The organism is Streptomyces sp. cg36, assembly GCF_041080675.1.
GTDB lineage: Bacteria > Actinomycetota > Actinomycetes > Streptomycetales > Streptomycetaceae > Streptomyces.
The window spans coordinates 2,954,309-2,975,444 of record NZ_CP163520.1 but is presented as its reverse complement, the minus strand read 5'-3'; the positions used below and the strand labels follow the sequence as shown (position 1 = coordinate 2,975,444).

The following is a 21,136-nucleotide window of genomic DNA, read 5'->3' as shown; positions in this document are numbered from 1 at the left end:
ACGCCGGATGAGCCTGCGGGCCCGTATCACCGTCCCCGAGGAGACCCGGGTCGGCGAGGGCGACGCGCACCTCGTCGCCACCTACCGGGGCAAGCTCCTGGAGGAGATCGACCTCGCCGAGATGTCGTCGCTGGCCGCCGCCGAGCGCCGGGCCCGCCTGGAGCGGGTGCTGGGCCACATCATCAGCCGCGAGGGCCCGGTCCTGTCGACCGGCGAGCGCGCCCAGCTGATCCGGCGCGTCGTCGACGAGGCGCTCGGCCTCGGCGTGCTCGAACCGCTGCTGGAGGACGCCTCCATCACCGAGATCATGGTCAACGGACCCGACCACATCTACGTCGAGCGCGGCGGGCGGGTGGAGCGGCTGCCGCTGCGGTTCGCCTCGCACGAGCAGCTGATGCAGACCATCGAGCGGATCGTGTCGACCGTCAACCGCCGGGTGGACGAGTCCAACCCGATGGTGGACGCGCGGCTGCCGTCCGGCGAGCGCGTCAACGTGATCATTCCGCCGCTCTCGCTGACCGGCGCCACCCTCACCATCCGCCGCTTCCCGCGCTCCTTCACGCTCCCCGAGCTGATCACCTTCGGCTCGCTCGACCAGCACATGCTGATGCTGCTCGCCGGGCTGATCCACGCCAAGTTCAACGTGATCGTCTCCGGCGCCACCGGCACCGGCAAGACCACCCTGCTCAACGCGCTCTCCGGGCTGATCTCCGAGCACGAGCGGATCATCACCATCGAGGACTCCGCCGAACTCCAGCTCCAGCAGGCCCATGTGATCCGGCTGGAGGCGCGCCCCGCCAACGTCGAGGGCAAGGGCCACGTCTCCATCCGCGACCTGGTCCGCAACTCGCTGCGGATGCGCCCCGACCGGATCGTGGTCGGCGAGGTGCGCGGCGGCGAGTCCCTCGACATGCTCCAGGCGATGTCCACCGGCCACGACGGCTCCCTGGCCACCGTGCACGCCAACAGCGCCGAGGACGCCCTGATGCGGCTCCAGACCCTCGCCTCGATGTCCGAGATCAAGATCCCGTTCGAGGCGCTGCACGACCAGATCAACTCGGCGGTGGACGTGATCGTCCAGCTCACCCGGCACGCCGACGGCTCCCGCCGGGTCACCGAGATCGCCCTGCTCGCATCGCACGGCCGCGACCCCTACCGGCTCACCACCGTCGCCCGCTTCGACCCCCGCCCGATGGGCGCCGACGGGCGGGTGTACGGGGAGTTCCGGCACTTCCCGGTCCCGCGCCGCGTCGCCGAACGGCTCTACCTCTCCAGCCAGCCCGTCCCGCAGGCGTTCGGCATCGCGTACCAAGACGACCAGCTCGCCATCCGAGAGGCCAGGTAGCCCGTCCATGTCCGCACTCACCCAGCTGACGATCGGCGGCACGCTGCTCGCCTGTGCGGCGGCGGTCGCCGGCACGCACGCGTACGCCACCGGCCGGGCCCAGCGCCGGGCCCTGGTCGAACGGCTCTCCGCCGCGGGCGAGCCGCCGCCCGCCGGACACCCCCGCCGGTTCGCGGCCCTGGACCGCAGACTGCGCCGCACCGAACTGGGGCGGCGCATCCAGCGCAAGCTCGCGGTGACCGGACTCGCGCTCACCCCGGGCGAGTTCTTCGTGGCCGTGCTCGCCGGGGTGGCCGGACTGTGGACGGTGGCGGCCTCCGTGCTCGCCTCCTTCTTCGGCCCGCTCGCCGCCCTCGCGGGCCTGTGGGCGGCCAACACCTTCCTCAACTGGCAGCGCACCCGGCGCACCGAGGCGTTCATCAACCAGCTCCCCGAGATCTCCCGGGTGATCGCCAACGCCACCCAGGCCGGACTCGCCCTGCGCACCGCGATCGCCATGGCCGCCGACGAGCTGGAGGCCCCGGCGGGCGACGAGCTGAAGGCGGTCGCCGACCAGCTCGCCCTCGGCCGCACCCTGGACGACGCGCTCGGCGAGCTCGCCAAGCGGCTGCCCTCGCGCGAACTGGTCGTCCTGGTCTCCACCCTGATCCTCGCCAACCGGGCGGGCGGCGCCGTCGTCAGCTCGCTGCGCAACCTCACCACCACCCTGGAGGAGCGCAAGGAGACCCGCCGCGAGGTGCGCACCCAGCTCTCCCAGGTGAACACCACGGCGTACGCGGTCCCGGCGATGGGGGTCGGCGCCATGCTGCTGGTCAACCAGATCGCGCCGGGCTCCCTGGCCAAGATGACCGGCTCGTTCCTCGGCCAGGCCGCCGTCGTGGTCTCCCTCGGGCTCTACGCCCTGGGCTTCGTCGCCATCCGCCGCATCTCGAAGATCGACGTGTGAGGGGGCGGACATGGACATGCTGCTCGGACTGGTGACCGCCCTGAGCGTGCTGGGCGCCATCCACGGCGTCCGGATGTACCGCGCCGAGGCCGAACTCCCCGGCGACCTGGTGCTCGCCCTGGAGGTCGGCGCCACCCGCACCACCCGCACCGGTGGCGCCATCGACCGCCTCGGCATGCGCTACGCGCCGCTGGTGCAGCGGCTGATGGGGCCCAAGCGGGTCGCCGAGAAGCGCCGGAAGATCGACATGGCGGGCAACCCCGGCGGTCTGACCATCGACCGGTACGCGGCCCGGCGCGCGGTCTACGGGGCGCTCGGCGCGTTCGGCGCCGCCGTGATGGTCTTCGGCGGCAACTACCTGCTGGCGCTGCTGATGGTGGCGTTCGCGTTCTACTGGGGCGAGGTGGGCATCTGGGCGGCCGTGCGCCGCCGCCGCGACGACATCGAGCGCACCCTGCCCGACTTCCTGGACGTCCTCGCCGTGGTGGTCTCCGCGGGGCTGGGCTTCCGCCAGGCCCTGGAGCGGGTCGCCGAGAAGTACGAGGGCCCCTGGGCCGACGAGGTGCGCATAGCGCTGCGCCAGATGGACATGGGGGTGAGCCGCCGCCAGGCGTTCGACGACCTGCGCCGCCGCAACGACTCCGAGCAGGTCGCCATGTTCGTCACCGCGCTCCAGCAGGGCGAGGAGCTGGGCGCGCCGATCGTGGACACCCTGATAGCGATCGCCACCGACATGCGCCGCACCGACGCCCAGAACGCCCGCCGCAAGGCCGCCAAGGCGGTGCCCAAGGCGACCTTGATGATCACCACGTTCATGGTGCCCGCCACCATGATCCTGATGGCCTCCGCGATGCTGCTCGGCTCCAACGCCGACATCGGCTCGCTCACGGGGAAGTGAGGAGGCACCCATGCCCGAGCCGGTGCTGCCCGGGGCCGCCCCGGACCCGATCACGTCCGCGCCGCCCGAACCCGCCGAGTCGCTCCAGGTCAACGCCCTGCAGGCGCTGTGCCGACAGGTGTTCCTGTTCCGGCTGGCGATGATAGGGCTCGGCACCCCCTTCGCCCTGGCCAACACGGCCCGGGGGATCCCGACCTGGCTGGTCTCCGGAGCCGTGCTGATCACCTTCATGGGCTCGTACGCGCTCTACCGCGACTGGGAGCGGTTCGGCCCGCTGCTGCTGCGCCACCCCTGGCTGCTGGGCGTCGACACGGTGTTCGGCGCGCTGCTCCTGTTCACCGCCACCACCGACTCCCCGCTCGGCTACGTCGTGGTCTGCACCCCGCTGCTGGCCGGGCTCGCCTACGGCTGGCGGCGCGCGGGCGTCTTCGCGGGCCTGCAGTGCGTCGTGCTCGCGCTCGCCTACCTGGCCCAGCGCGAGCACCAGCACCCGGTCGCCCCGGCCCTGCTGCTGCCGGGCTTCTGCGTCCTCGCGGGCGCGGCCGGGGTGGCGCTGCGCGGGCTGCTGCTGCGGTTCTCGCTCGCCTCCCAGGCCCTGACCGAGGCCCGGGCCCGGCTGGCCGTCGAGGAGGAACGGGCGCGCCTGGCCCGCGAGTTGCACGACTCGGTCGCCAAGACCCTGCACGGGGTGGCGCTGGCCGCCGAGGGCCTGGCCGCCTCGGCGGGCCGCACCGACGCGGCCACCGTCCACGGCCGCGCCACCCTGGTGGCCCGCTCGGCCCGGCGCGCCGCCGCCGAGTCCCGCGAGCTCCTCGCGGACCTGCGCAGCCGCGGCGGCCCGGACGCGGACGTGGACGTCCTGTCGGAACTGGCCGCGCGCGTACGGGACTTCTCCCGCCGCAGCACCGGGGTGGGCGTGCGCTACACGCCGCTGGACACGGCCGCGGCGCCGCTGCCGCCGGTGCCCCGGCCCATCGCGCGCCAGCTCCTGACCATCGCCGCGGAGGCGCTGGAGAACGCCCACCGGCACGCGGGCCCCGCCTTCGTGGACGTGTCGGCCGGAGTGGTCGGCGACGTCCTGCGGATCAGCGTCCGCGACGACGGGCGCGGCCTGCCGCCCGGCACCACGCTGGACGGGCTGCGCCGGGCGGGCCACTTCGGGCTGGTCGGCATGGCCGAGCGGGCGGCCGGGCTCGGCGCCCGGCTGCGCATCGGCCGGGGAGAGGAGCTGCGGGGCACCGAGGTCCGCCTGGACCTGCCGCTCGCGGCGCTGCGGGCCGGACGGGAGCGTGCGGCATGACCCGGATCCTGGTGGCCGACGACAACCCGGTGGTGCGGGCCGGGCTGACCGCGCTGCTGCGCGGCCACCCGGGCCTGCGGGTGGTGGCCGAGGCGGCGGACGGCCGCGAGGCGTACGAGGCGGCCCTGCTGCACCGGCCGGACGTGGTCCTCCTCGATGTGCGCATGCCCGGGGTGGACGGGCTCACGGCCCTGCCCCGACTGGTGCGGTTGGCGCCGGTGATGATGCTGACGTACAGCGGCGGGAGCGAGACGGTGCGCGAGGCGCTGCGGCTGGGCGCGCGGGGGTACCTCGTCCACGGCGAGTTCACCGTGGAGCAACTGGTGGGCGCGGTACGGGACATCACGGCGGGCCGGTCGCGCTTCTCGGCGTCGGCCGCGCGCACCCTGCATGTCATGGACCCGATCGTTTCATTAAATCCGAACGAAGAGGCTTCGCGGATGCAACCGGATGTGGGACAGTCGCTCCAGAGCCCGGGTCCGCGAACTTGGGTGCCGGGCAAGGAACTTGGGCAGGAGCGGCTGAGCCGGAGGGAGGTGGAGGTGATGGAGCTGATCGCGGCGGGCATGAGCAATCGGCAGATCGCCGACGCCTGCTTCATCAGCGAGAAGACGGTGAAGAACCACATCAACCGCATCTTCGCGAAGCTACACAGCAACAGCCGCACCCAGGCACTGGCGACCTGGCTGGGCACCCGGACGGGCCAGGGGGCCCGGACATGAGGCGCGGCGCCGCCCGCCGGCCGGCCGCGCGGGCCCGGAATTGGGCCCTGGGGCCCTGTGCCGCAACCGGAACCCCCCGGTACGGTGCGGCTGTCGAACGCGGCACCGCCGTCGAACCCGGAGGGGACCCCCATGAACACCAAGCTCCTCGAAGCCACGACCGCCGCCAGGATCCGGGTCAACGGCTGGCTGGCCACCACGGCGTCGGCGCTGCGGCGGCGGGGGGACCGGGGGCAGGGGGCGGTGGAGTACATGGGGATCATCATCGTGGTGGTCGGGATCATCCTGGTGCTCACCCAGACCAACGTGGGATCGGCGATCGCCGGGAAGATCACGGCGGCGATCAACCGGATCAATCCCTGACCCGGCGCCCCGCCCGCCGCCCGGGCGGGGACCGGGGCCAGGCGTTCCCCCTCTACATCACCGCGATCGCGGCCCTGCTCTTCCTCGCGTTCGCGTACTTCGCCGTGGCGCAGGCCGCGATGGTGCGCAACGAGGCGGGCACCGCGGCCGACGCGGCGGCCCTCGCCGCGGCCCAGGACTTCCGGGACCGGCTGCGGGACGGCCTGATGGACACCTTCGACGCCGAGCGCTGGCGCAAGCTCCTCGACGGCGACGCGAGCGGACTGCTCCCGCACGACTCCTGCACCGCCGCGTCCGACCTCGCGGCGCGCAACGACGCCACCGCCGAGAGCTGCGACCTCGACTTCCGGCCCGAGCCGACCTACACGGTGAGCGTGGTGACCGACCGGACGGCGGGCAGGTCCGTCATCCCCGCCACCCAGGACCACCGGGGCAAGGCCAAGGCGACCGCCGTGGTCGTACCGCGCTGCCATCTGCCCGAGGACCGGACGGGCGGACCCGGGGACACGCCGGACCCCGGGCAGACCGGGGACCCCGGGGGCACGCCGGACCCGGGCGGGACGCCGGGGCCGGGCGGGCCCGGGGGCGAGCAGAAGACCTACCGGCTCCTCTGCGACGGGCGGGACTTCGAGATCGACCCGCTCCACCTCGACCTGCTGCCGAAGGCGTCCGACCTGTTCTCCGTCCAGCTGGCCGACCGTTAAGCGTACGAAGGATCGAGAGGGCTCACTCATGGACCAGGCCAAGACCAGGGCGCGGACGAGAGGCTTGGTGGTCGCCGCCGCTGCCGCCGCCCTGACGCTCACCCTGACCGCCTGCGGGGGAGACGGCGGGGGCGGGAAGAAGGGCGCCGACCACGCCTCCACCGCTCCGGCGGGCTCGGGCGGGGCCAAGTCCCGGGGGAGCGCCCCCTCCACCCAGAGCACCGAGGTCCTCGCGACCATCAGCGGCGCCGGCGGCATCGAGGTGGTGATCAACTCGGCCAAGCGGGACGCCGGAGGGTTCGTCACCGTCGAGGGCCTGGTGAAGAACGGCTCCAAGGACGCGTTCTCCGCGCCCGGCTGGCAGGGCACCGAGCAGGAGCTGCGCAACAACGGCGCCTCGATGGCGGGCGCGGCGCTCGTCGACAAGGCGGGCAAGAAGCGCTATCTGATCCTGCGCGACACCGACGGCCGGTGTCTGTGCTCGCAGTTCACGATGGGGATCGCCGCGGGCCAGGAGACCCCCTTCTACGCCCAGTTCCCGGCGCCGCCCGCCAGTGTCAGCGACGTCGACTTCCAGCTCCCCACCATGCCCACCGCCACCATCAAGATCTCGGGCTGAGGCGGTCACCCCCATGAGCAGCCCCCTGCCCGCGCGCAGCCGCCGCCCCCGTCCCCGCCGCGCCCTGGTCGCCGCGGCCCTGGTCACCGGGGTGTTCGTCCTCGGCCCCGCCCCCGGTGCCGTCGCCGACGACCCCGACCCGACCGCCGTCCCCGCCGCCAGTCCGCCGGTCCGGGTCGACGCCGGCGCGCCGGGGCTGAAGCTCTCCGACGGGGCGACGCTGGCGGCACCCCGCGTGATCGACATCAAGTCGGTGGTGGAGGACATGGGCGGCGAGGAGCGCCGCTCGGACACCAACGCCGACATCTCCTTCGCGCTCCAGGCCGAGGTGCTGTTCGGCAAGGACAGCGCCGCGCTCTCGCCCGAGGCGAGCGGCCGGATCCGGGCCATCGCCGAGGAGGTCAAGAAGCAGCGGGCCACCAACGTGCGGGTCTTCGGGTTCACCGACAACCTCGGTACGCACGAGCACGGCCTGGTGCTGTCAAAGCAGCGCGCCGACGCGGTGCAGGGGCAGCTGGCGCAGGCGGTCGGCGGGTCCGTCACCTTCGACATCCGGGGCTACGCGGAGGACTACCCGATCGCGGACAACTCCTCGGAGGACGGCCGGCGCAAGAACCGCCGCGTGGAGGTGTCGTTCCCGCGGGGCGCGGGCGGCTGAGGCCGGACCCCGGCGCCCCCGTGGTGGTGGCCCGGCCGGCCGGGTGGAGGTGCGGCCGGCCGGGCCCCGTATGTGCGCGGGCCCCCGTCAACGCCCACCGTCGGGTGGTGACGTCCCCGCGCACCACAGAGCCTGCCAGGGCGGCCCGCGACCGTATTGGAAAAAAGCGCATGCGCCGCGGCCGGGCCGCTGCGGGCAGCCGGGTCGGGCGGTCGGGCGCGCGGCAGGCGGCCGGAACGGGACGGGGGGCGGCCCGCACCGGACCGGTGCGGGCCGCCCCCTGGGGCTTCGCGGCGTCGGGCCCCTACGCCCCGCCGCCGTACGGCCGCGTGATCATTTCCATCGCGTGGCCCGACGGGTCCAGGAAGTAGACGCCCCGGCCCCCGTCGTTGTGGTTGATCTCGTTGGGCCGCTTCATGTGCGGGTCCGCGAAGTACGGCACGGCCCACTGCTTGATCTTGTCGAAGCCCACGTCGAACTCGTCCTCGGTGACGAGGAACGCGTAGTGCTGCGGGACGATCTTGTCGGGGTCACCGGTGGCGAAGTCCAGGGTGACGCCGTTGGCGGTCTCGACGGGGATGAACGGCCCCCACTCGTCGCCGACCCGCAGGCCCAGTACGTCCGCCAGGAACTCGGCGGAGGCCCGGTTGTCCCGGGAGTGGATGATGGTGTGGTTCAGCTGCACTGACACGGTGGAATGCCTCCAACGGGCATCTCACGGGCACCTCCACGCTCACCCGGCCGGTGACCAACGCGCGATGCCGTCCGATGATCGTAGGCAGGCGTGCGCGGGGGTCGCAAGGCTAGTTCTGGCAGACCCGCACCTCGACCCGCGCCCCCCGCCGCAGCCCCCACGCCCCCATCGCGCCCGCCTCCGCCTCCAGCACGTGGCGGGCCCCGAAGCGCGGCGCGGTGAGGCGGCCGGGGACCACGGTGTGGAGCGCGAGGACACCCATCCGGCGGTCCAGATAGGCCACGTCGATGGGGAAGCGCATCCGGAACGTGTGGACCGAGGAGGCGGGGCTGAGCAGGATCGCCCCCTCGATCCCGTCCCGCCCGAGCAGCCCGCGCGAGCGCGCCCGGTACGAGGCGGCGATCTCCAGCGGGACGGCCGCACCCCCCTCGACCCGCAACTCCCCGCGCCCGTCCGCCCATCGCCCCATGGGTCCACCGTACCGAGCGCGCCCGCCGGACGCGGGCCCCGGTAACCTGCCGGGCGTGCAGGCCGTGCTCGTACTGTTCGCCGCCGTCTGGGGAGCCGCCCTCGGGCGGCTGCTGCCGCGCGCCGCGCACCGGCTCGCCGTGGAGCCGGGCGAGGAGTGGCGGACGGCGTGTCCGGCCGGGCATCCGCTCACCGGCTGGCTGGGCGGGCGGCTCTGCGGGCAGAGCGGGCTGGCCCCGGCGCTGGCCGGCGCCGCGTGCGCCGCGCTGGCCGCCGCCACCGGGCCGCGCCCCGAACTCGCCGTCTGGCTGCTGCTCGTGGCGCCCGCCGGACTGCTGGCGGCCGTGGACGTACGGGTCCGGCGGCTGCCGGACGTGCTGACGCTCCCGCTCGCCGGGGCCGCCGCCGCGCTCCTGGGCGGCGCCGCCCTGGTGCCGGAGCACGCCGGGTCCTGGCGCCACGCCCTGCTCGGCGGACTCGCCCTGGGCGGCTCCTACTTCGTGCTCTTCCTGATTCACCCGGCCGGGCTCGGTTTCGGTGACGTCAAGCTCGCCGTCGGCCTCGGCGTGGCGCTCGGCTGGTACGGCTGGGCCGTCCTGTTCACCGGCGCGTTCGCGGGTTTCGCGCTCGGCGCGGGGTACGGTCTCGCGCTCGTCGCGGTGCGGCGCGCCGGGCGGCGCACGGCCATCCCGTTCGGCCCCTTCATGATCGGCGGCGCGTTCGTCGGGCTGCTCCTCGGCGGTCTGGCCGCACAAGGCGCGTAGGGTCACCTGATATGGCGCAAAGCATCCGTAACCACAACAACCGCACCTTCGAAGACCTGATCGACGAGGCCGCGTCCGCCCCGGTGGACGGCTGGGACTTCTCCTGGCTGGACGGCCGGGCCACCGAGGAGCGCCCGTCCTGGGGGTACGCCCGTGCCATGGCGGCGCGCTGGGGCCGGGCCACGGCCGCCCTGGACGTGCAGACCGGCGGCGGCGAGGTCCTGGCGGCCGTCCCGCAGCTGCCGCCGCTGGCGGTCGCCACCGAGGGCTGGCCGCCGAACGCCGCCCGGGCCACCGCCCTGCTGCACCCGCGCGGCGTGGCGGTGGTGGCCGACGCCGACGAGCCGCCGCTGCCGTTCGCGGACGGGGCGTTCGACCTGGTCACCAGCCGCCATCCGGTGCACACCTGGTGGTCGGAGATCGCCCGGGTGCTCACTCCGGGCGGCAGCTACTTCTCCCAACAGGTCGGACCCGCCAGTGTGTTCGAGCTGGTCGAGTACTTCCTGGGTCCGCAGTCCGCCGATGTGCGCGGCCGGCGCGACCCGGGCCGGGCGCGCTCGGAGGCCGAGGCCGCCGGGCTCCAGGTGGCCGAACTGCGCCTGGAGAAGCTGCGCACGGAGTTCCACGACATCGGGGCCGTCGTGTACTTCCTGCGCAAGGTCGTCTGGATGGTGCCGGGCTTCACGGTCGAGGAGTACCTCGACCGGCTCAAGGAGCTGGACGGGCAGATCCGCGCCGAGGGGCCCTTCGTCGCGCACACGACACGGTTCCTGATCGAGGCCAGGAAGCCGCTGCGGCACGGCTGAACGGCCTAGCATCCGGACATATGGACCGGATGCGGACAATTGACAACGTGGTGGAGGTGCGGCGGCCACGGCCCGCCGCCCCCGCCCCCCGTACGGAACGGCCCGCCCTGCTGTGGTGGGGGTGGGCCGCCGTGCTCTTCCTGCTCTACGCCGCGGTCGGCGTCCGCCGCCAGGCCCTGATCCGTACCACCGGCTACGACCTCGGCATCTTCGAGCAGGCCGTCAAGGCGTACGCCCAACTGCGCGCCCCCGTCGCCCCGTTGCGCGGCGAGGGGTTCAACCTCCTCGGCGACCACTTCCACCCGGTGCTGGCCGTCCTCGCCCCCCTCTACCGGCTCGCCCCGACCCCGTACACCCTGCTCGTCGCCCAGGCCGCGCTGCTCGCCCTCGCCGTCGTCCCGCTCGCCCGCCGGGCCCACCGGGTGCTGGGCCGTCGCGCCGCCCATGTGATCGCCTTCGGATACGGGCTGAGCTGGGGCATCGCCTCCGCCGTGGCGTTCGACTTCCACGAGGTGTGCTTCGCCGTCCCGCTCGTCTCCTTCGCCCTGGAGGCGCTGGCGCTGCGGCGCTGGCGGCTCGCGGTCGCGCTCGGCGCCCCCCTGCTCCTGGTCAAGGAGGACCTGGGGCTGACCCTCGCCGCGATCGGCGGGTACGTCGCCTGGCAGGGCCGGCGCACCCTGGGCCTGGCCACCGCCGCCGCCGGACTGCTGGGCAGCGCCCTGGAGTTCAAGGTGCTGATGCCGTTCTTCAGCCCGGCCGGCACCTACGCCCACGCCGCCAACCTCGAACCCGGCCACGGCTCGCTGCTCGCCACCCTCGCCATGGCCCCGCTCGACGCGGTGCGCCCGGAGGTCAAGGCCACCACCCTGGTGCTGGTCTTCGCCCCGGCCGCGCTGATCGCGCTGCGCTCACCGCTCGCCTGGATCGCCGTGCCCACGCTCGGCTGGCGGATGCTCTCCCAGAACCCGTTCCACTGGGGCACCTCGTTCCACTACACGGCCGTGCTGATGCCGGTCGTCTTCGCCGCCCTCACCGACGCCCTCGCCCCCTACCGCCGCGCGGGCGACGCCCTCGCCCGGCGCCATGTGCGCGCCTCCCTCGCCACCACCGCCGCCGTCACCCTCGCGCTGATCCCGTCCTTCCCGCTCGCCCAGCTCGTCCACCGCTCCACCTGGCGCTCCACCGCGCACATCGCCGCCGCCCGCGACCTGCTGCGCCGCATCCCGGACGGGGCGACCGTGGCCGCCTCCAACCGGCTGGTGCCGCAGCTCACCGCCCGTACCGACGTGGTGCTCTTCCCGACCTATCCGGTGCACTGGCGGCTGTACGACACGGGCGAGCCGGTGCCGCCGCCGACCGCCCGGTGGATCGTCTACGACCCGGTGCCCGCCGAGTCCTGGCCCTACCCGCCGGGCTACTGGCCGTACCCGAAGGAGCGTCAGGAGGCCGAACTGCGCAAGGCGGAACGGGCCTACGGCTACCGGATCGTCGCCCGGCGGGACGGAATCGTGCTGCTGAGGCGTTGAGGGGAGCGACAGGGACGCACGGCAGAGGGAGGGCCATGGCCCGGCACAGCAAGGGCGACGTCAGCTACAACTGCGGGCTGGACGCGGCGGTCGACGTCGTCGGCGGCAAGTGGAAACCGCTGATCCTGTGGGCGCTGCACGACGGCACGTACCGCTTCGGGGCGCTGCGCCGCCGGGTGGCGGGGATCACCGAGAAGGTCCTCGCCCAGCAGCTGCGCGAGCTGGAGGCGGACGGCATCGTCCACCGCGAGGTCTACCAGGAGGTGCCGCCGAGGGTGGAGTACTCGCTGACGGAGCGGGGTCAGGCGCTCAACACGGCACTCATCCCTCTGGGGGAGTGGGGCGCGGCACACATGGAGTGGATCCTGGACGTGAAGTCGGCCCGCGGCAGCGCGGCCTGAACCCCAGTGGCACGGCGCTGACCTGCACGGTCAATGAGGCGTTGAGCCACCGGGTCCTCCTTGGGGGGTGCCCCGGACGGCCTCCGGGCGGTGCCCGGGCGGTTTCGGAGCGTAGTTCCGGCACGCCGTGGCACCCAGCATCACTTACGAAGGGTTATGGTGGAAACCCCCCCTCGGGCCGGTCCGTATCCCCCCCACGGACCGGCCCGTTTTTTCTTCCGGGGTTCCCCTCAGCCGCGGTCGGCCCAGATGTTGGTGCCCGCGGTGTCCACGGCGAAGGTGTCGATCTCCTTCAACTCCTCGGCCGTCAGCGCCGGTCCGGCGAGCGACGCCACGTTCTCCTCCAGCTGGCGCACGCTGGACGCGCCGATCAGCGCCGACGTCATCCGCGGGTCGCGCAGCACCCAGGAGATCGCCAGCTGGGCCAGCGACTGGCCGCGCCGGGCGGCGATGTCGTTCAGCCCGCCCAGTCGGCGCACCACCTCGTCGCTGAGCAGGCCCGGGTCCAGCGACTTGCCCTGGGTGGCCCGCGAGCCCTCCGGGATGCCCTTGAGGTACTTGTCGGTGAGCAGCCCCTGGGCCAGCGGCACGAAGGAGATGCAGCCCATGCCGGCCCGCTCCAGCGTGTCGAGCAGGCCGTCCTCCTCGGTCCAGCGGTTGATCATCGAGTACGACGGCTGGTGGATCAGGGCCGGGACGCCCATCTCCTTGAGGATCCGCGCCGCCTCGGCGGTCTGCTCGCTGTTGTACGAGGAGACGCCCACGTACAGCGCCTTGCCCTGCTGGACGGCGGACGCCAGCGCGCCCATCGTCTCCTCCAGCGGGGTGTGCGGGTCGAAGCGGTGCGAGTAGAAGATGTCGACGTGGTCGAGGCCCATGCGGTCCAGCGAGGCGTCGAGCGAGGACAGCAGGTACTTGCGCGAGCCCCATTCGCCGTACGGGCCGGGGTGCATCAGATATCCGGCCTTCGTCGAGATGATCAGCTCGGCCCGGTGGGACCGGAAGTCCTGGCCGAAAATCTTCCCGAAGTTCAGCTCGGCCGACCCCGGCGGGGGGCCGTAGTTGTTGGCCAGGTCGAAGTGGGTCACGCCCAGGTCGAAGGCGCGGCGCAGGATCGCGCGCTGCGTGTCGAGCGCCCGGTCGTCGCCGAAGTTGTGCCACAGGCCCAGGGAGAGCGCGGGCAGCTTGAGACCGCTGCGGCCGGTCCGCCGGTACTCCATGGAGTCGTAGCGGTCGTCGGCGGCCAGGTAGTGGAGGGGGAGGGATTCAGTCACGTTTCCCTGCTTATCACGGACTTGTGACAGGCCGAGTTGGGCCGCTGTGACCCGTCCGCAGTACTGTGCCTTCCCTGGGGCCCGGCCGTGGGCGGCGCTGCGGCGGCCCCCGAAAGCAACGAGAGGGTGGAATCGGTGAACTTGCGCGACCTGGTGTACGGGCTCTACGCACGCCGGGTGGAAGGTCGCCTCGACCACGACCAGGTGCCCAAGCACATCGGTGTCATCCTGGACGGGAACCGGCGCTGGGCGAAGGCGTCCGGCGGCAGCCCCGAGCAGGGGCACCAGGCCGGCGCCAGCAAGATCCACGAGCTGCTCGGCTGGTGCGCGGAGACGGACGTCGAGGTCGTCACGCTCTGGATGCTCTCCACGGACAACCTGGACCGGCCCGACAACGAACTGGTCCCGCTCCTGGGCATCATCGAGGGCGTGGTGCGCGACCTGGCGGCGGACGGGCGGTGGCGCGTCCACCACGTCGGCACGATGGACCTGCTGCCCGGCCGCACCCAGTCCGTGCTCAAGGAGGCCGAGCAGGCCACCCACGACGTCGGCGGGATACTGGTCAACGTCGCCGTCGGCTACGGCGGTCGCCAGGAGATCGCCGACGCGGTCCGCTCGCTCATCCTGGACGCGGCGTCCAAGGGCACGAGCTTCGAGGAACTGGCCGAAATCGTCGACGTCGACCACATCTCGGAGCACCTCTACACCCGCGGCCAGCCCGACCCGGACCTGGTGATCCGCACCAGCGGCGAACAGCGGCTCTCCGGCTTCATGCTGTGGCAGTCCGCTCACTCCGAGTACTACTTCTGTGAAGTCTTCTGGCCCGCGTTCCGCAAGGTGGACTTCCTGCGCGCCCTGCGTGACTACGCGGCGCGCCACCGGCGCTACGGCACCTGACCGGCGCCCCTCCCCGGTTCCATCCGTTTGGTCCCCACCAACTGAATATGCCTGTGCATGGCTGCGCTTGTTCGAGGGAATACCCCCAGCAGTTGAGCGGCTCGAAGTGGCCGCTCGTCCGGGAGGCCCGTTGCACCAGGACGCACGTGCACAGTGCACGGACGGAGCGGAGGGCCGGTGCCCGGCCCGCGCAGCGCGGCCACGGCCCGGCCCCACCCCCCGCGACGCCGTCGCACCCCGACCTCATGCCGCTCTCTTGAGGGGGTATGTCCTTCCGTGGTGACCAGCACAAAGCGCCGTATGCCCGACCGGCGCACCTACGTCCTCGACACCAGCGTCCTGCTGGCCGATCCCAACGCGATGACCCGGTTCGACGAGCACGAAGTGGTGCTCCCGATCGTCGTGGTCACCGAACTGGAGGCCAAGAGGCACCATCCCGAACTCGGCTACTTCGCCCGCCAGGCCCTGCGCCTGCTCGACGACTTCCGGGTCCGGTACGGCCGCCTCGACGCCCCCATCGCACTGGGCGACCTGGGCGGCACGCTCCGCGTCGAGCTCAACCATTCCGATCCCGGCGTGCTGCCCGCCGGCTACAGGTTGGGGGACAACGACTCAAGGATCCTCGCCGTCGCCCGCAATCTCCAGGCCGAGGGGTACGACGTCACCGTCGTCTCCAAGGACCTGCCGCTGCGGATCAAGGCGTCGTCGGTCGGCCTGCTCGCCGAGGAGTACCGGGCGGAACTGGCCATCACCGACTCGGGCTTCACCGGAATGTCCGAACTGTCGCTCTCGGGCGAGCAGGTGGACCTCCTCTACGAGCAGGAGACCCTCTTCGTACCGGAGGCCGCCGGCCTTCCCGTGCACAACGGACTGGTGCTCCAGTCCGAGCGCGGCAAGGCGCTCGGCCGCGTCACCGCCGACGGCAACGTCCGGCTGGTGCGCGGCGACCGGGAGGCGTTCGGGCTGCACGGCCGCAGCGCCGAGCAGCGCATCGCGCTCGACCTGCTGCTCGACCCGGACATCGGCATCGTGTCGATGGGCGGCCGGGCCGGCACCGGCAAGTCCGCGCTCGCCCTCTGCGCGGGCCTGGAAGCCGTCCTGGAGCGCCGTCAGCACAAGAAGGTGATGGTCTTCCGGCCGCTGTACGCGGTGGGCGGGCAGGAGCTCGGCTATCTGCCCGGCACCGAGGCCGAGAAGATGGGGCCCTGGGCCCAGGCCGTCTTCGACACGCTCTCCGCGGTCACCACCCGCGAAGTGATCGAGGAGGTGACCTCCCGCGGGATGCTGGAGGTCCTGCCGCTCACCCACATCCGCGGACGCTCGCTGCACGACGCGTTCGTGATCGTGGACGAGGCCCAGTCGCTCGAACGGAACGTCCTGCTGACCGTGTTGTCCCGGATCGGGGCGAATTCACGGGTGGTGCTCACGCACGACGTGGCCCAGCGGGACAATCTGCGGGTCGGCCGGTACGACGGAGTGGTCGCCGTCGTCGAGAAGCTGAAGGGGCATCCGCTCTTCGCGCACGTGACCCTCACCCGCTCCGAGCGGTCGCAGATCGCCGCACTGGTGACCGAAATGCTGGAGGACGGCCAGATCTGATCCTGTTGCGCCCGAATTGGCGCCGTCCGCGAAGCCGTTGAGCTTAGCCGGGCGGCGCCTCTTCGTGTACGGGATCCGGCAAAACCCCTGGGGCGGAGGGGGTGTGAGGTTTCACACGCAACGAAGAATTGCCTTGCGGCATCGCTCTCCGGCAGAGTCTTGCATCCGTCAGGCCCCGCATACGGCACACCTGTACCTCAGAACTCCATAGCGTCGCCGTATGCCGCCCGAGCACCACGCGGCGCTCCCGCAAGGGAGTTGCCCACCGGGTCAGTTCCTCCCGTGACCTGAGCAGTTGGGAGGAGAGAGCCAGGGGCACGATTGCGTCCGTCAGGTCACCAGCGCGGGCGCTGCTGGAAGGAAACCGTGTGAGCCGGATCTCGGTCCGGGGATTCGCGGTGGCGTCAGCCACTGCGGTCACCACCGTCGGTGCCGTCGTCGGCGTTGCCTCGGGCGCGCCGCAGACCTCGAACGACAACGTCGAGGCGACCGCCGCCGACACGACGCTGCTCGCGGACATACCCGCGGGCCAGCAGGCCCAGGTGCAGACCGCGTCGCTGACGCAGCAGGCGGACGCCCAGTCCGCCCAGGCGAGCGCCGCGGCGAAGAAGTCGGCCGAAGAGGCCGCCCGTCTGCAGGCCGCCAAGGACGCCAAGTCCAAGAAGGAGTCGGCGGACGAGAAGGCGAAGGAACGCGAGCAGGAGAAGGAGCAGGTCGCCAGCCGCTCCGCCACCCGCGACCCCTCCTCGTTCCCGCAGCAGAGCTCGTACACGGTCGAGCAGGTCAAGGCCATCGCACGGCAGATCGTGCCGGCCGACCAGTTCCAGTGCTTCAGCAACATCGTGAACCACGAGTCGACGTGGAACTACCTGGCGGTCAACGCCAGCTCCGGCGCGTACGGCCTGGTCCAGGCGCTCCCGGGTTCCAAGATGTCCTCGGTGGGCTCCGACTGGCGGACCAACCCCGCCACCCAGATCAAGTGGGGCCTGAACTACATGAACTCCAGCTACCACAGCCCCTGTGGCGCCTGGTCGTTCTGGCAGGCCAACAGCTGGTACTAGAACCGCGATCTTTTCCCCGCGCGGCTCAACCTTTCGAAGCCCCTCACCGTCCTTCGGTGAGGGGCTTCGCCCGTGTACGGTCGGACGGAACGACTCCGGTGTGGGGGGAGTGGTGGGAACGCGCAGCGGGGGAAAGGGAAGCGGCAGCATCATGTCGAAAGTGCCGGGACTGCTCGGGGCGCTGGGCGCCAGTCTGACCCGGATGGGGCAGCGGCTGGACGAGCGCCGGGTGGAGACCGAGGCCCGTGCCGACCCGGAAGCGGGTCTGGACGGCCGGGCCGCCGACCGCAGTGACGATTCATCGGCGAAGGCCGCCGCCCCGGCCCCCGTATCGGACCGGACCCCCGACCCGGAACCGGCGGCTCCGCGGCCGTCGCCCCCGGCCGACGCCGTCGCCACCGAGCCCGCCGCGGCCCCGGCCGCCGTCACCGTGCCCGACCACGTGCCCGCCCCGCCCGCCTACGCGCCCGCCGTCGCCGCGCGCCCCGACCCGGTGGCCGCCGTGCCGTTCGGGATGCGGGTGGCCGCCGAGATCGGCTGGCGGCTGCTGGTGCTGGCGGGCACGCTCTGGGTGCTGATGCGGGTCATCAGCGCCGTACGGCTGGTGGTCCTCGCGTTCGTGGCCGCGCTGTTCATCACCGCGCTGCTCCAGCCGACCGTCTCCCGGCTCAAGCGGATGGGCCTGCCCCGGGGGCTGGCGACCGCCGTGACCACGATCGCGGGCTTCATCGTGATGGGCCTGATCGGCTGGTTCGTGGTCTGGCAGGTCATGGACAACCTGGACACGCTCTCCGAGAAGGTCAGGGCGGGCATCGAGGAGCTCAAACGCTGGCTCCTCAACAGCCCGTTCCATGTGACCGAGGACCAGATCAACCAGGTCGCCAAGAACCTCAGCGACACCATCGGCCACAACACCAACGAGATCACCTCGGCGGGCCTCCAGGGCGTGACCGTACTGGTCGAGGTCCTCACCGGCATCCTGCTGGCGATGTTCTCGACGCTCTTCCTGCTCTACGACGGGAAGAACATCTGGCAGTGGGTGCTGCGGCTGGTGCCCGAGCAGGCCCGGCCCGCGATGGCCGGCGCCGGACCGCGCGCCTGGCGCACGCTCACCGCGTACGTGCGGGGCACGGTGATAGTGGCGTTGATCGACGCCATCTTCATCGGCCTGGGGATCTACTTCCTGCACGTCCCCATGGCCGTGCCGCTCTCGGTCTTCATCTTCCTGTTCGCCTTCATCCCGCTGGTGGGCGCGGTGATCTCGGGCGCGCTGGCGGTGGTGGTCGCGCTGGTCACCGAAGGCGTGTTCACGGCCGTGATGGTCCTGGTCGTGGTCTTGCTGGTGCAGCAGATCGAGGGCCATGTGCTCCAGCCCTTCATCCTGGGCCGGGCGGTGCGCGTCCACCCGCTCGCGGTGGTCCTCTCGGTCGCCGCGGGCGGCCTGATCGGCGGCATCGGCGGCTCGGTGGTCGCGGTGCCGCTGGTGGCGGTGACGAACACGGTGGTGGGGTACTTGCGGGCGACGGCGCGGGAGAACGCGCTGCGCGCCGCGGGAGAGCAAGCGGGGCGGCAGGAGGAATAGGCGGGTGTTTCGCTGCGGGCCGGTGGAGGCTCTGGTCGCGCAGTTCCCCGCGCCCTGAGAAGCGGGCGCCACGGCGCCTCGCAGGCACGCGAAGGCCCCCGTCGACGGATCACGTCGACGGGGGCCTTCGCTGCGAGGGGTGCGGGGCCTACTCGGCCAGCACGGCCTCCGCGTCCAGGGTGACGCCGACCGCCTGGATCACCGAGGCGATCTTGAACGCCTCCTGGATCGTCTCGCGGGAGACGTCCGCCTTGCGCAGCACCTGCTCGTGCGAGTCCAGGCACTGACCGCAGCCGTTGACGGCCGAGACGGCCAGCGACCACAGCTCGAAGTCGACCTTCTCCACGCCCGGGTTGCCGATGACGTTCATCCGCAGACCGGCCCGCAGCGTCCCGTACTCCGGGTCGGAGAGCAGGTGGCGGGTGCGGTAGAAGACGTTGTTCATCGCCATGATCGCGGCAGCGGACTTGGCGGCGGTGTACGCCTCGGGGGAGAGGTTGGCCTTGGCCTCGGGCTCCAGCTCGCGCAGCACCTTCGGCGAGCGCGAGGCGATCGCGCAGGCCAGGACCGTGCCCCAGAGCTGCTGGGCCGGGAGCTCGCTGTTGCCGATGACCGAGCCGAGGTTCAGCTTCAGGTCCTTGGCGTAGTCCGGCAGGGCGGACTTCAGTTCGTCGAGAGCCATGTCAGTTCAGCTCCCGCTCACTCGCCCGAGAGGAGCTTGACCGGGTCCAGGGTCTCGTCGCCCTTGGACCAGTTGCACGGGCACAGCTCGTCCGTCTGGAGGGCGTCCAGGACCCGCAGGACCTCCTTGGGGTTACGGCCGACGGAACCGGCGGTCACCATGGAGAACTGGATCTCGTTGTTCTGGTCGACGATGAAGACGGCGCGCTTGGCGAAGCCGTCCTCGCCCTCGATGCCGAGGTCGCGCATGAGCTCGTGCTTCGAGTCGGCCATCATCGGGAAGGGCAGGTCACGCAGGTCGGCGTGGTCCTTGCGCCAGGCGTGGTGGACGAACTCGGAGTCGCCGGAGAAGCCGAGGACCTGGGCGTCACGGTCGGCGAACTCCTCGTTCAGCTTGCCGAACGCGGCGATCTCGGTCGGGCACACGAAGGTGAAGTCCTTGGGCCACGCGAAGACGATCTTCCACTTGCCCTCGTAGGTCTTGTGGTTGATCTGCTCGAACTCCGCGCCGCTCTCCAGCGAGACGCAGGCGGTCAGGTCGAACTCGGGGAACTTGTCACCGACAGTGAGCACGCGCTCTCCTTGCGATGCGGGAAGGGTCCCTTTTGGGGGCTTCCCTGGGGGTTGGACGGATTACGGATGGTGTCATAGGAGTCATTGATCAGGGAAATAGCTAGACTCGGTCATCGTGATCGGAGGTGCTTATCAGTGGGCGTACATAGTGGTGCGGGCGGCGCGGCGGCCCCGTCCGGTGGCCACCGGACGGTACGGGGGCCGGTCCGGCCCGCGAAACAGCCCAGCCTGGCCCAGCTGCGGGCGTTCGCGGCCGTGGCCGAGCACCTGCACTTCCGGGACGCGGCGGCGGCCATCGGCATGAGCCAGCCCGCGCTCTCCGGCGCGGTCTCGGCGCTGGAGGAGACGCTCGGGGTGCAGCTCCTGGAGCGCACCACGCGCCGGGTCTTCCTGTCGCCCGCCGGGGAGCGGCTCGCGGTGCGGGCCAAGGCGGTCCTGGACGCCGTCGGCTCGCTCCTGGAGGAGGCCGAGGCCGTACGGGCGCCCTTCACCGGGGTGCTGCGGCTCGGGGTGATCCCGACCGTGGCGCCGTACCTGCTGCCGACGGTACTGCGGCTCGTCCACGACAGGTACCCGGAGCTGGACCTCCAGGTCCACGAGGAGCAGACGTCCTCGCTGCTCGACGGGCTCGCCGCCGGGCGGCTGGACGCGCTGCTGCTCGCCGTGCCGCTGGGGGCGCCCCAGGTCACCGAACTCCCGCTCTTCGACGAGGACTTCGTCCTGGTGATGCCGCGCGAGCACTGGCTGGGCGGGCGCGCCGACATTCCGCGCGAGGCGCTGCGCGAGCTGGACCTGCTGCTGCTCGACGAGGGCCACTGCCTGCGCGACCAGGCGCTGGACATCTGCCGGGAGGCCGGGCGCGAGGAGGGCGCGGCCGTCACCACCACGGCGGCGGGCCTGTCCACGCTGGTCCAGCTGGTCGCCGGGGGCCTCGGCGTGACGCTGCTGCCGCGCACGGCGGTGCAGGTCGAGACGGGCCGCAACGACAGCCTCGTCACCGGGTACTTCGCGGGCCCGGCCCCGTCCCGCCGGGTCGCCCTCGCCATCCGCTCGGGCGCGGCCCGCCAGGAGGAGTTCGAGGAGTTCGCGGGGGCGCTGCGGGACGCGCTCGGCGTACTGCCGGTGCGGCCCACGGAGTGAGGGCGCGGCCCGCGAGGCAGGACACGGCCCGCGGGACAGTGCGCGCCCCCGGAGCGGGGCGGGCCCGCGAGGCAGGGCTGGCCCACCTGGTGGGGCGGGCCCACGCGGTGGGGCG

At 72.3% G+C, this 21,136-nt stretch carries 23 protein-coding genes; 18 read left to right on the top strand and 5 right to left on the bottom strand.

Annotated features, from left to right (window positions below; genetic code table 11):
- Positions 1-7: 7 nt before the first annotated feature.
- From AB5J87_RS13105 to AB5J87_RS13065, 9 genes are all read left to right on the top strand, one after another.
- Positions 8-1,345 carry a CpaF family protein gene (locus tag AB5J87_RS13105; protein WP_369376706.1) on the top strand — a complete coding sequence of 446 codons (1,338 nt, stop codon included), beginning with the start codon at positions 8-10 and terminating at the stop codon, positions 1,343-1,345.
- Between the two features lie 7 nt (positions 1,346-1,352).
- Positions 1,353-2,291, top strand: a complete 939-nt coding sequence (locus tag AB5J87_RS13100; protein WP_369376705.1) for a type II secretion system F family protein — start codon at positions 1,353-1,355, stop codon at positions 2,289-2,291.
- 10 nt (positions 2,292-2,301) lie between these two features.
- Positions 2,302-3,189 (top strand): DUF5936 domain-containing protein, encoded by an 888-nt coding sequence (locus AB5J87_RS13095; protein ID WP_369376704.1) that lies wholly within the window; start codon positions 2,302-2,304, stop codon positions 3,187-3,189.
- A 10-nt stretch (positions 3,190-3,199) separates the two neighbouring features.
- Positions 3,200-4,489 (top strand): sensor histidine kinase, encoded by a 1,290-nt coding sequence (locus AB5J87_RS13090; protein WP_369376703.1) that lies wholly within the window; start codon positions 3,200-3,202, stop codon positions 4,487-4,489.
- Positions 4,486-5,211, top strand: coding sequence for a response regulator (locus tag AB5J87_RS13085; protein WP_369376702.1), 726 nt, complete (start codon positions 4,486-4,488; stop codon positions 5,209-5,211). Before AB5J87_RS13090 ends, AB5J87_RS13085 begins: the two co-directional genes overlap by 4 nt.
- Positions 5,212-5,343: 132 nt before the next feature.
- Positions 5,344-5,574 (top strand): hypothetical protein, encoded by a 231-nt coding sequence (locus AB5J87_RS13080; protein WP_369383504.1) that lies wholly within the window; start codon positions 5,344-5,346, stop codon positions 5,572-5,574.
- Positions 5,571-6,278 carry a pilus assembly protein TadG-related protein gene (locus AB5J87_RS13075; protein ID WP_369383503.1) on the top strand — a complete coding sequence of 236 codons (708 nt, stop codon included), beginning with the start codon at positions 5,571-5,573 and terminating at the stop codon, positions 6,276-6,278. Before AB5J87_RS13080 ends, AB5J87_RS13075 begins: the two co-directional genes overlap by 4 nt.
- 28 nt (positions 6,279-6,306) lie before the next feature.
- A complete protein-coding gene (locus tag AB5J87_RS13070; protein WP_369376701.1) occupies positions 6,307-6,897 on the top strand; it encodes a hypothetical protein in 591 nt (196 codons plus the stop codon).
- Between the two features lie 13 nt (positions 6,898-6,910).
- Positions 6,911-7,555, top strand: a complete 645-nt coding sequence (locus AB5J87_RS13065; RefSeq protein WP_369376700.1) for an OmpA family protein — start codon at positions 6,911-6,913, stop codon at positions 7,553-7,555.
- A 304-nt stretch (positions 7,556-7,859) separates the two neighbouring features.
- On the opposite strand, the gene AB5J87_RS13060 is transcribed toward AB5J87_RS13065, so the two are convergent.
- Together AB5J87_RS13060 and AB5J87_RS13055 are read right to left on the bottom strand one after the other, a co-directional pair.
- Entirely contained in the window at positions 7,860-8,246 is a 387-nt protein-coding gene (locus AB5J87_RS13060; RefSeq protein WP_369376699.1) for a VOC family protein, read from the bottom strand.
- Positions 8,247-8,358: 112 nt separating this feature from the next.
- Complete coding sequence (locus tag AB5J87_RS13055) at positions 8,359-8,718, bottom strand: DUF192 domain-containing protein (RefSeq protein WP_369376697.1); 360 nt, start codon at positions 8,716-8,718, stop codon at positions 8,359-8,361.
- Positions 8,719-8,773: 55 nt separating this feature from the next.
- On the opposite strand from AB5J87_RS13055, the gene AB5J87_RS13050 reads away from it, so the two are divergent.
- The 4 genes from AB5J87_RS13050 to AB5J87_RS13035 are packed head-to-tail and all read left to right on the top strand — an operon-like array spanning position 8,774 to position 12,214.
- The gene (locus AB5J87_RS13050; RefSeq protein WP_369376696.1) at positions 8,774-9,481 is read left to right on the top strand and encodes a prepilin peptidase; all 708 of its coding nucleotides are present in this window, start codon (positions 8,774-8,776) and stop codon (positions 9,479-9,481) included.
- 11 nt (positions 9,482-9,492) lie between these two features.
- A complete protein-coding gene (locus AB5J87_RS13045; protein WP_369376695.1) occupies positions 9,493-10,287 on the top strand; it encodes a class I SAM-dependent methyltransferase in 795 nt (264 codons plus the stop codon).
- A gap of 29 nt (positions 10,288-10,316) precedes the next feature.
- Positions 10,317-11,813 carry a DUF2079 domain-containing protein gene (locus AB5J87_RS13040; protein WP_369376693.1) on the top strand — a complete coding sequence of 499 codons (1,497 nt, stop codon included), beginning with the start codon at positions 10,317-10,319 and terminating at the stop codon, positions 11,811-11,813.
- Positions 11,814-11,848: 35 nt separating this feature from the next.
- Positions 11,849-12,214, top strand: coding sequence for a winged helix-turn-helix transcriptional regulator (locus AB5J87_RS13035; RefSeq protein ID WP_369376691.1), 366 nt, complete (start codon positions 11,849-11,851; stop codon positions 12,212-12,214).
- Positions 12,215-12,444: 230 nt separating this feature from the next.
- Here the strand turns inward: AB5J87_RS13035 and mgrA are convergent, their stop codons facing one another.
- Complete coding sequence (mgrA, locus tag AB5J87_RS13030) at positions 12,445-13,488, bottom strand: L-glyceraldehyde 3-phosphate reductase (RefSeq protein ID WP_369376689.1); 1,044 nt, start codon at positions 13,486-13,488, stop codon at positions 12,445-12,447.
- Positions 13,489-13,623: 135 nt separating this feature from the next.
- On the opposite strand from mgrA, the gene AB5J87_RS13025 reads away from it, so the two are divergent.
- The 4 genes from AB5J87_RS13025 (at position 13,624) to AB5J87_RS13010 (ending at position 18,627) form a co-directional block, all read left to right on the top strand.
- A complete protein-coding gene (locus tag AB5J87_RS13025) occupies positions 13,624-14,385 on the top strand; it encodes an isoprenyl transferase (RefSeq protein WP_369376688.1) in 762 nt (253 codons plus the stop codon).
- A 276-nt stretch (positions 14,386-14,661) separates the two neighbouring features.
- Positions 14,662-15,984 carry a PhoH family protein gene (locus AB5J87_RS13020; protein ID WP_369376687.1) on the top strand — a complete coding sequence of 441 codons (1,323 nt, stop codon included), beginning with the start codon at positions 14,662-14,664 and terminating at the stop codon, positions 15,982-15,984.
- Between the two features lie 368 nt (positions 15,985-16,352).
- A complete protein-coding gene (locus AB5J87_RS13015; RefSeq protein WP_369376685.1) occupies positions 16,353-17,045 on the top strand; it encodes a transglycosylase SLT domain-containing protein in 693 nt (230 codons plus the stop codon).
- A gap of 151 nt (positions 17,046-17,196) precedes the next feature.
- Positions 17,197-18,627, top strand: coding sequence for an AI-2E family transporter (locus AB5J87_RS13010; RefSeq protein WP_369376683.1), 1,431 nt, complete (start codon positions 17,197-17,199; stop codon positions 18,625-18,627).
- A 148-nt stretch (positions 18,628-18,775) separates the two neighbouring features.
- Here AB5J87_RS13010 and AB5J87_RS13005 read toward each other — a convergent pair whose 3' ends face one another.
- Together AB5J87_RS13005 and AB5J87_RS13000 are read right to left on the bottom strand one after the other, a co-directional pair.
- Entirely contained in the window at positions 18,776-19,309 is a 534-nt protein-coding gene (locus AB5J87_RS13005) for an alkyl hydroperoxide reductase (protein ID WP_369376682.1), read from the bottom strand.
- Between the two features lie 17 nt (positions 19,310-19,326).
- The gene (locus AB5J87_RS13000) at positions 19,327-19,881 is read right to left on the bottom strand and encodes a peroxiredoxin (RefSeq protein WP_369376681.1); all 555 of its coding nucleotides are present in this window, start codon (positions 19,879-19,881) and stop codon (positions 19,327-19,329) included.
- Positions 19,882-20,109: 228 nt separating this feature from the next.
- Here AB5J87_RS13000 and AB5J87_RS12995 point away from each other — a divergent pair, with 228 nt between their 5' ends.
- Positions 20,110-21,021: a hydrogen peroxide-inducible genes activator gene (locus tag AB5J87_RS12995; RefSeq protein WP_369383502.1), complete on the top strand. Its 912-nt coding sequence runs from the start codon at positions 20,110-20,112 to the stop codon at positions 21,019-21,021.
- The last annotated feature ends 115 nt before the right edge of the window (positions 21,022-21,136 follow it).

What these genes read in the sequence shown, in the direction of transcription:
- AB5J87_RS13105 (WP_369376706.1), top strand. Translation starts at nt 8, where the DNA reads ATGAGCCTGCGGGCCCGTATCACCGTCCCCGAGGAGACCCGGGTCGGC.
- AB5J87_RS13100 (WP_369376705.1), top strand. Translation starts at nt 1,353, where the DNA reads ATGTCCGCACTCACCCAGCTGACGATCGGCGGCACGCTGCTCGCCTGT.
- AB5J87_RS13095 (WP_369376704.1), top strand. Translation starts at nt 2,302, where the DNA reads ATGGACATGCTGCTCGGACTGGTGACCGCCCTGAGCGTGCTGGGCGCC.
- AB5J87_RS13090 (WP_369376703.1), top strand. Translation starts at nt 3,200, where the DNA reads ATGCCCGAGCCGGTGCTGCCCGGGGCCGCCCCGGACCCGATCACGTCC.
- AB5J87_RS13085 (WP_369376702.1), top strand. Translation starts at nt 4,486, where the DNA reads ATGACCCGGATCCTGGTGGCCGACGACAACCCGGTGGTGCGGGCCGGG.
- AB5J87_RS13080 (WP_369383504.1), top strand. Translation starts at nt 5,344, where the DNA reads ATGAACACCAAGCTCCTCGAAGCCACGACCGCCGCCAGGATCCGGGTC.
- AB5J87_RS13070 (WP_369376701.1), top strand. Translation starts at nt 6,307, where the DNA reads ATGGACCAGGCCAAGACCAGGGCGCGGACGAGAGGCTTGGTGGTCGCC.
- AB5J87_RS13065 (WP_369376700.1), top strand. Translation starts at nt 6,911, where the DNA reads ATGAGCAGCCCCCTGCCCGCGCGCAGCCGCCGCCCCCGTCCCCGCCGC.
- AB5J87_RS13055 (WP_369376697.1), bottom strand. Translation starts at nt 8,718, where the DNA reads ATGGGGCGATGGGCGGACGGGCGCGGGGAGTTGCGGGTCGAGGGGGGT.
- AB5J87_RS13045 (WP_369376695.1), top strand. Translation starts at nt 9,493, where the DNA reads ATGGCGCAAAGCATCCGTAACCACAACAACCGCACCTTCGAAGACCTG.
- AB5J87_RS13040 (WP_369376693.1), top strand. Translation starts at nt 10,317, where the DNA reads ATGCGGACAATTGACAACGTGGTGGAGGTGCGGCGGCCACGGCCCGCC.
- AB5J87_RS13035 (WP_369376691.1), top strand. Translation starts at nt 11,849, where the DNA reads ATGGCCCGGCACAGCAAGGGCGACGTCAGCTACAACTGCGGGCTGGAC.
- AB5J87_RS13010 (WP_369376683.1), top strand. Translation starts at nt 17,197, where the DNA reads ATGTCGAAAGTGCCGGGACTGCTCGGGGCGCTGGGCGCCAGTCTGACC.
- AB5J87_RS13005 (WP_369376682.1), bottom strand. Translation starts at nt 19,309, where the DNA reads ATGGCTCTCGACGAACTGAAGTCCGCCCTGCCGGACTACGCCAAGGAC.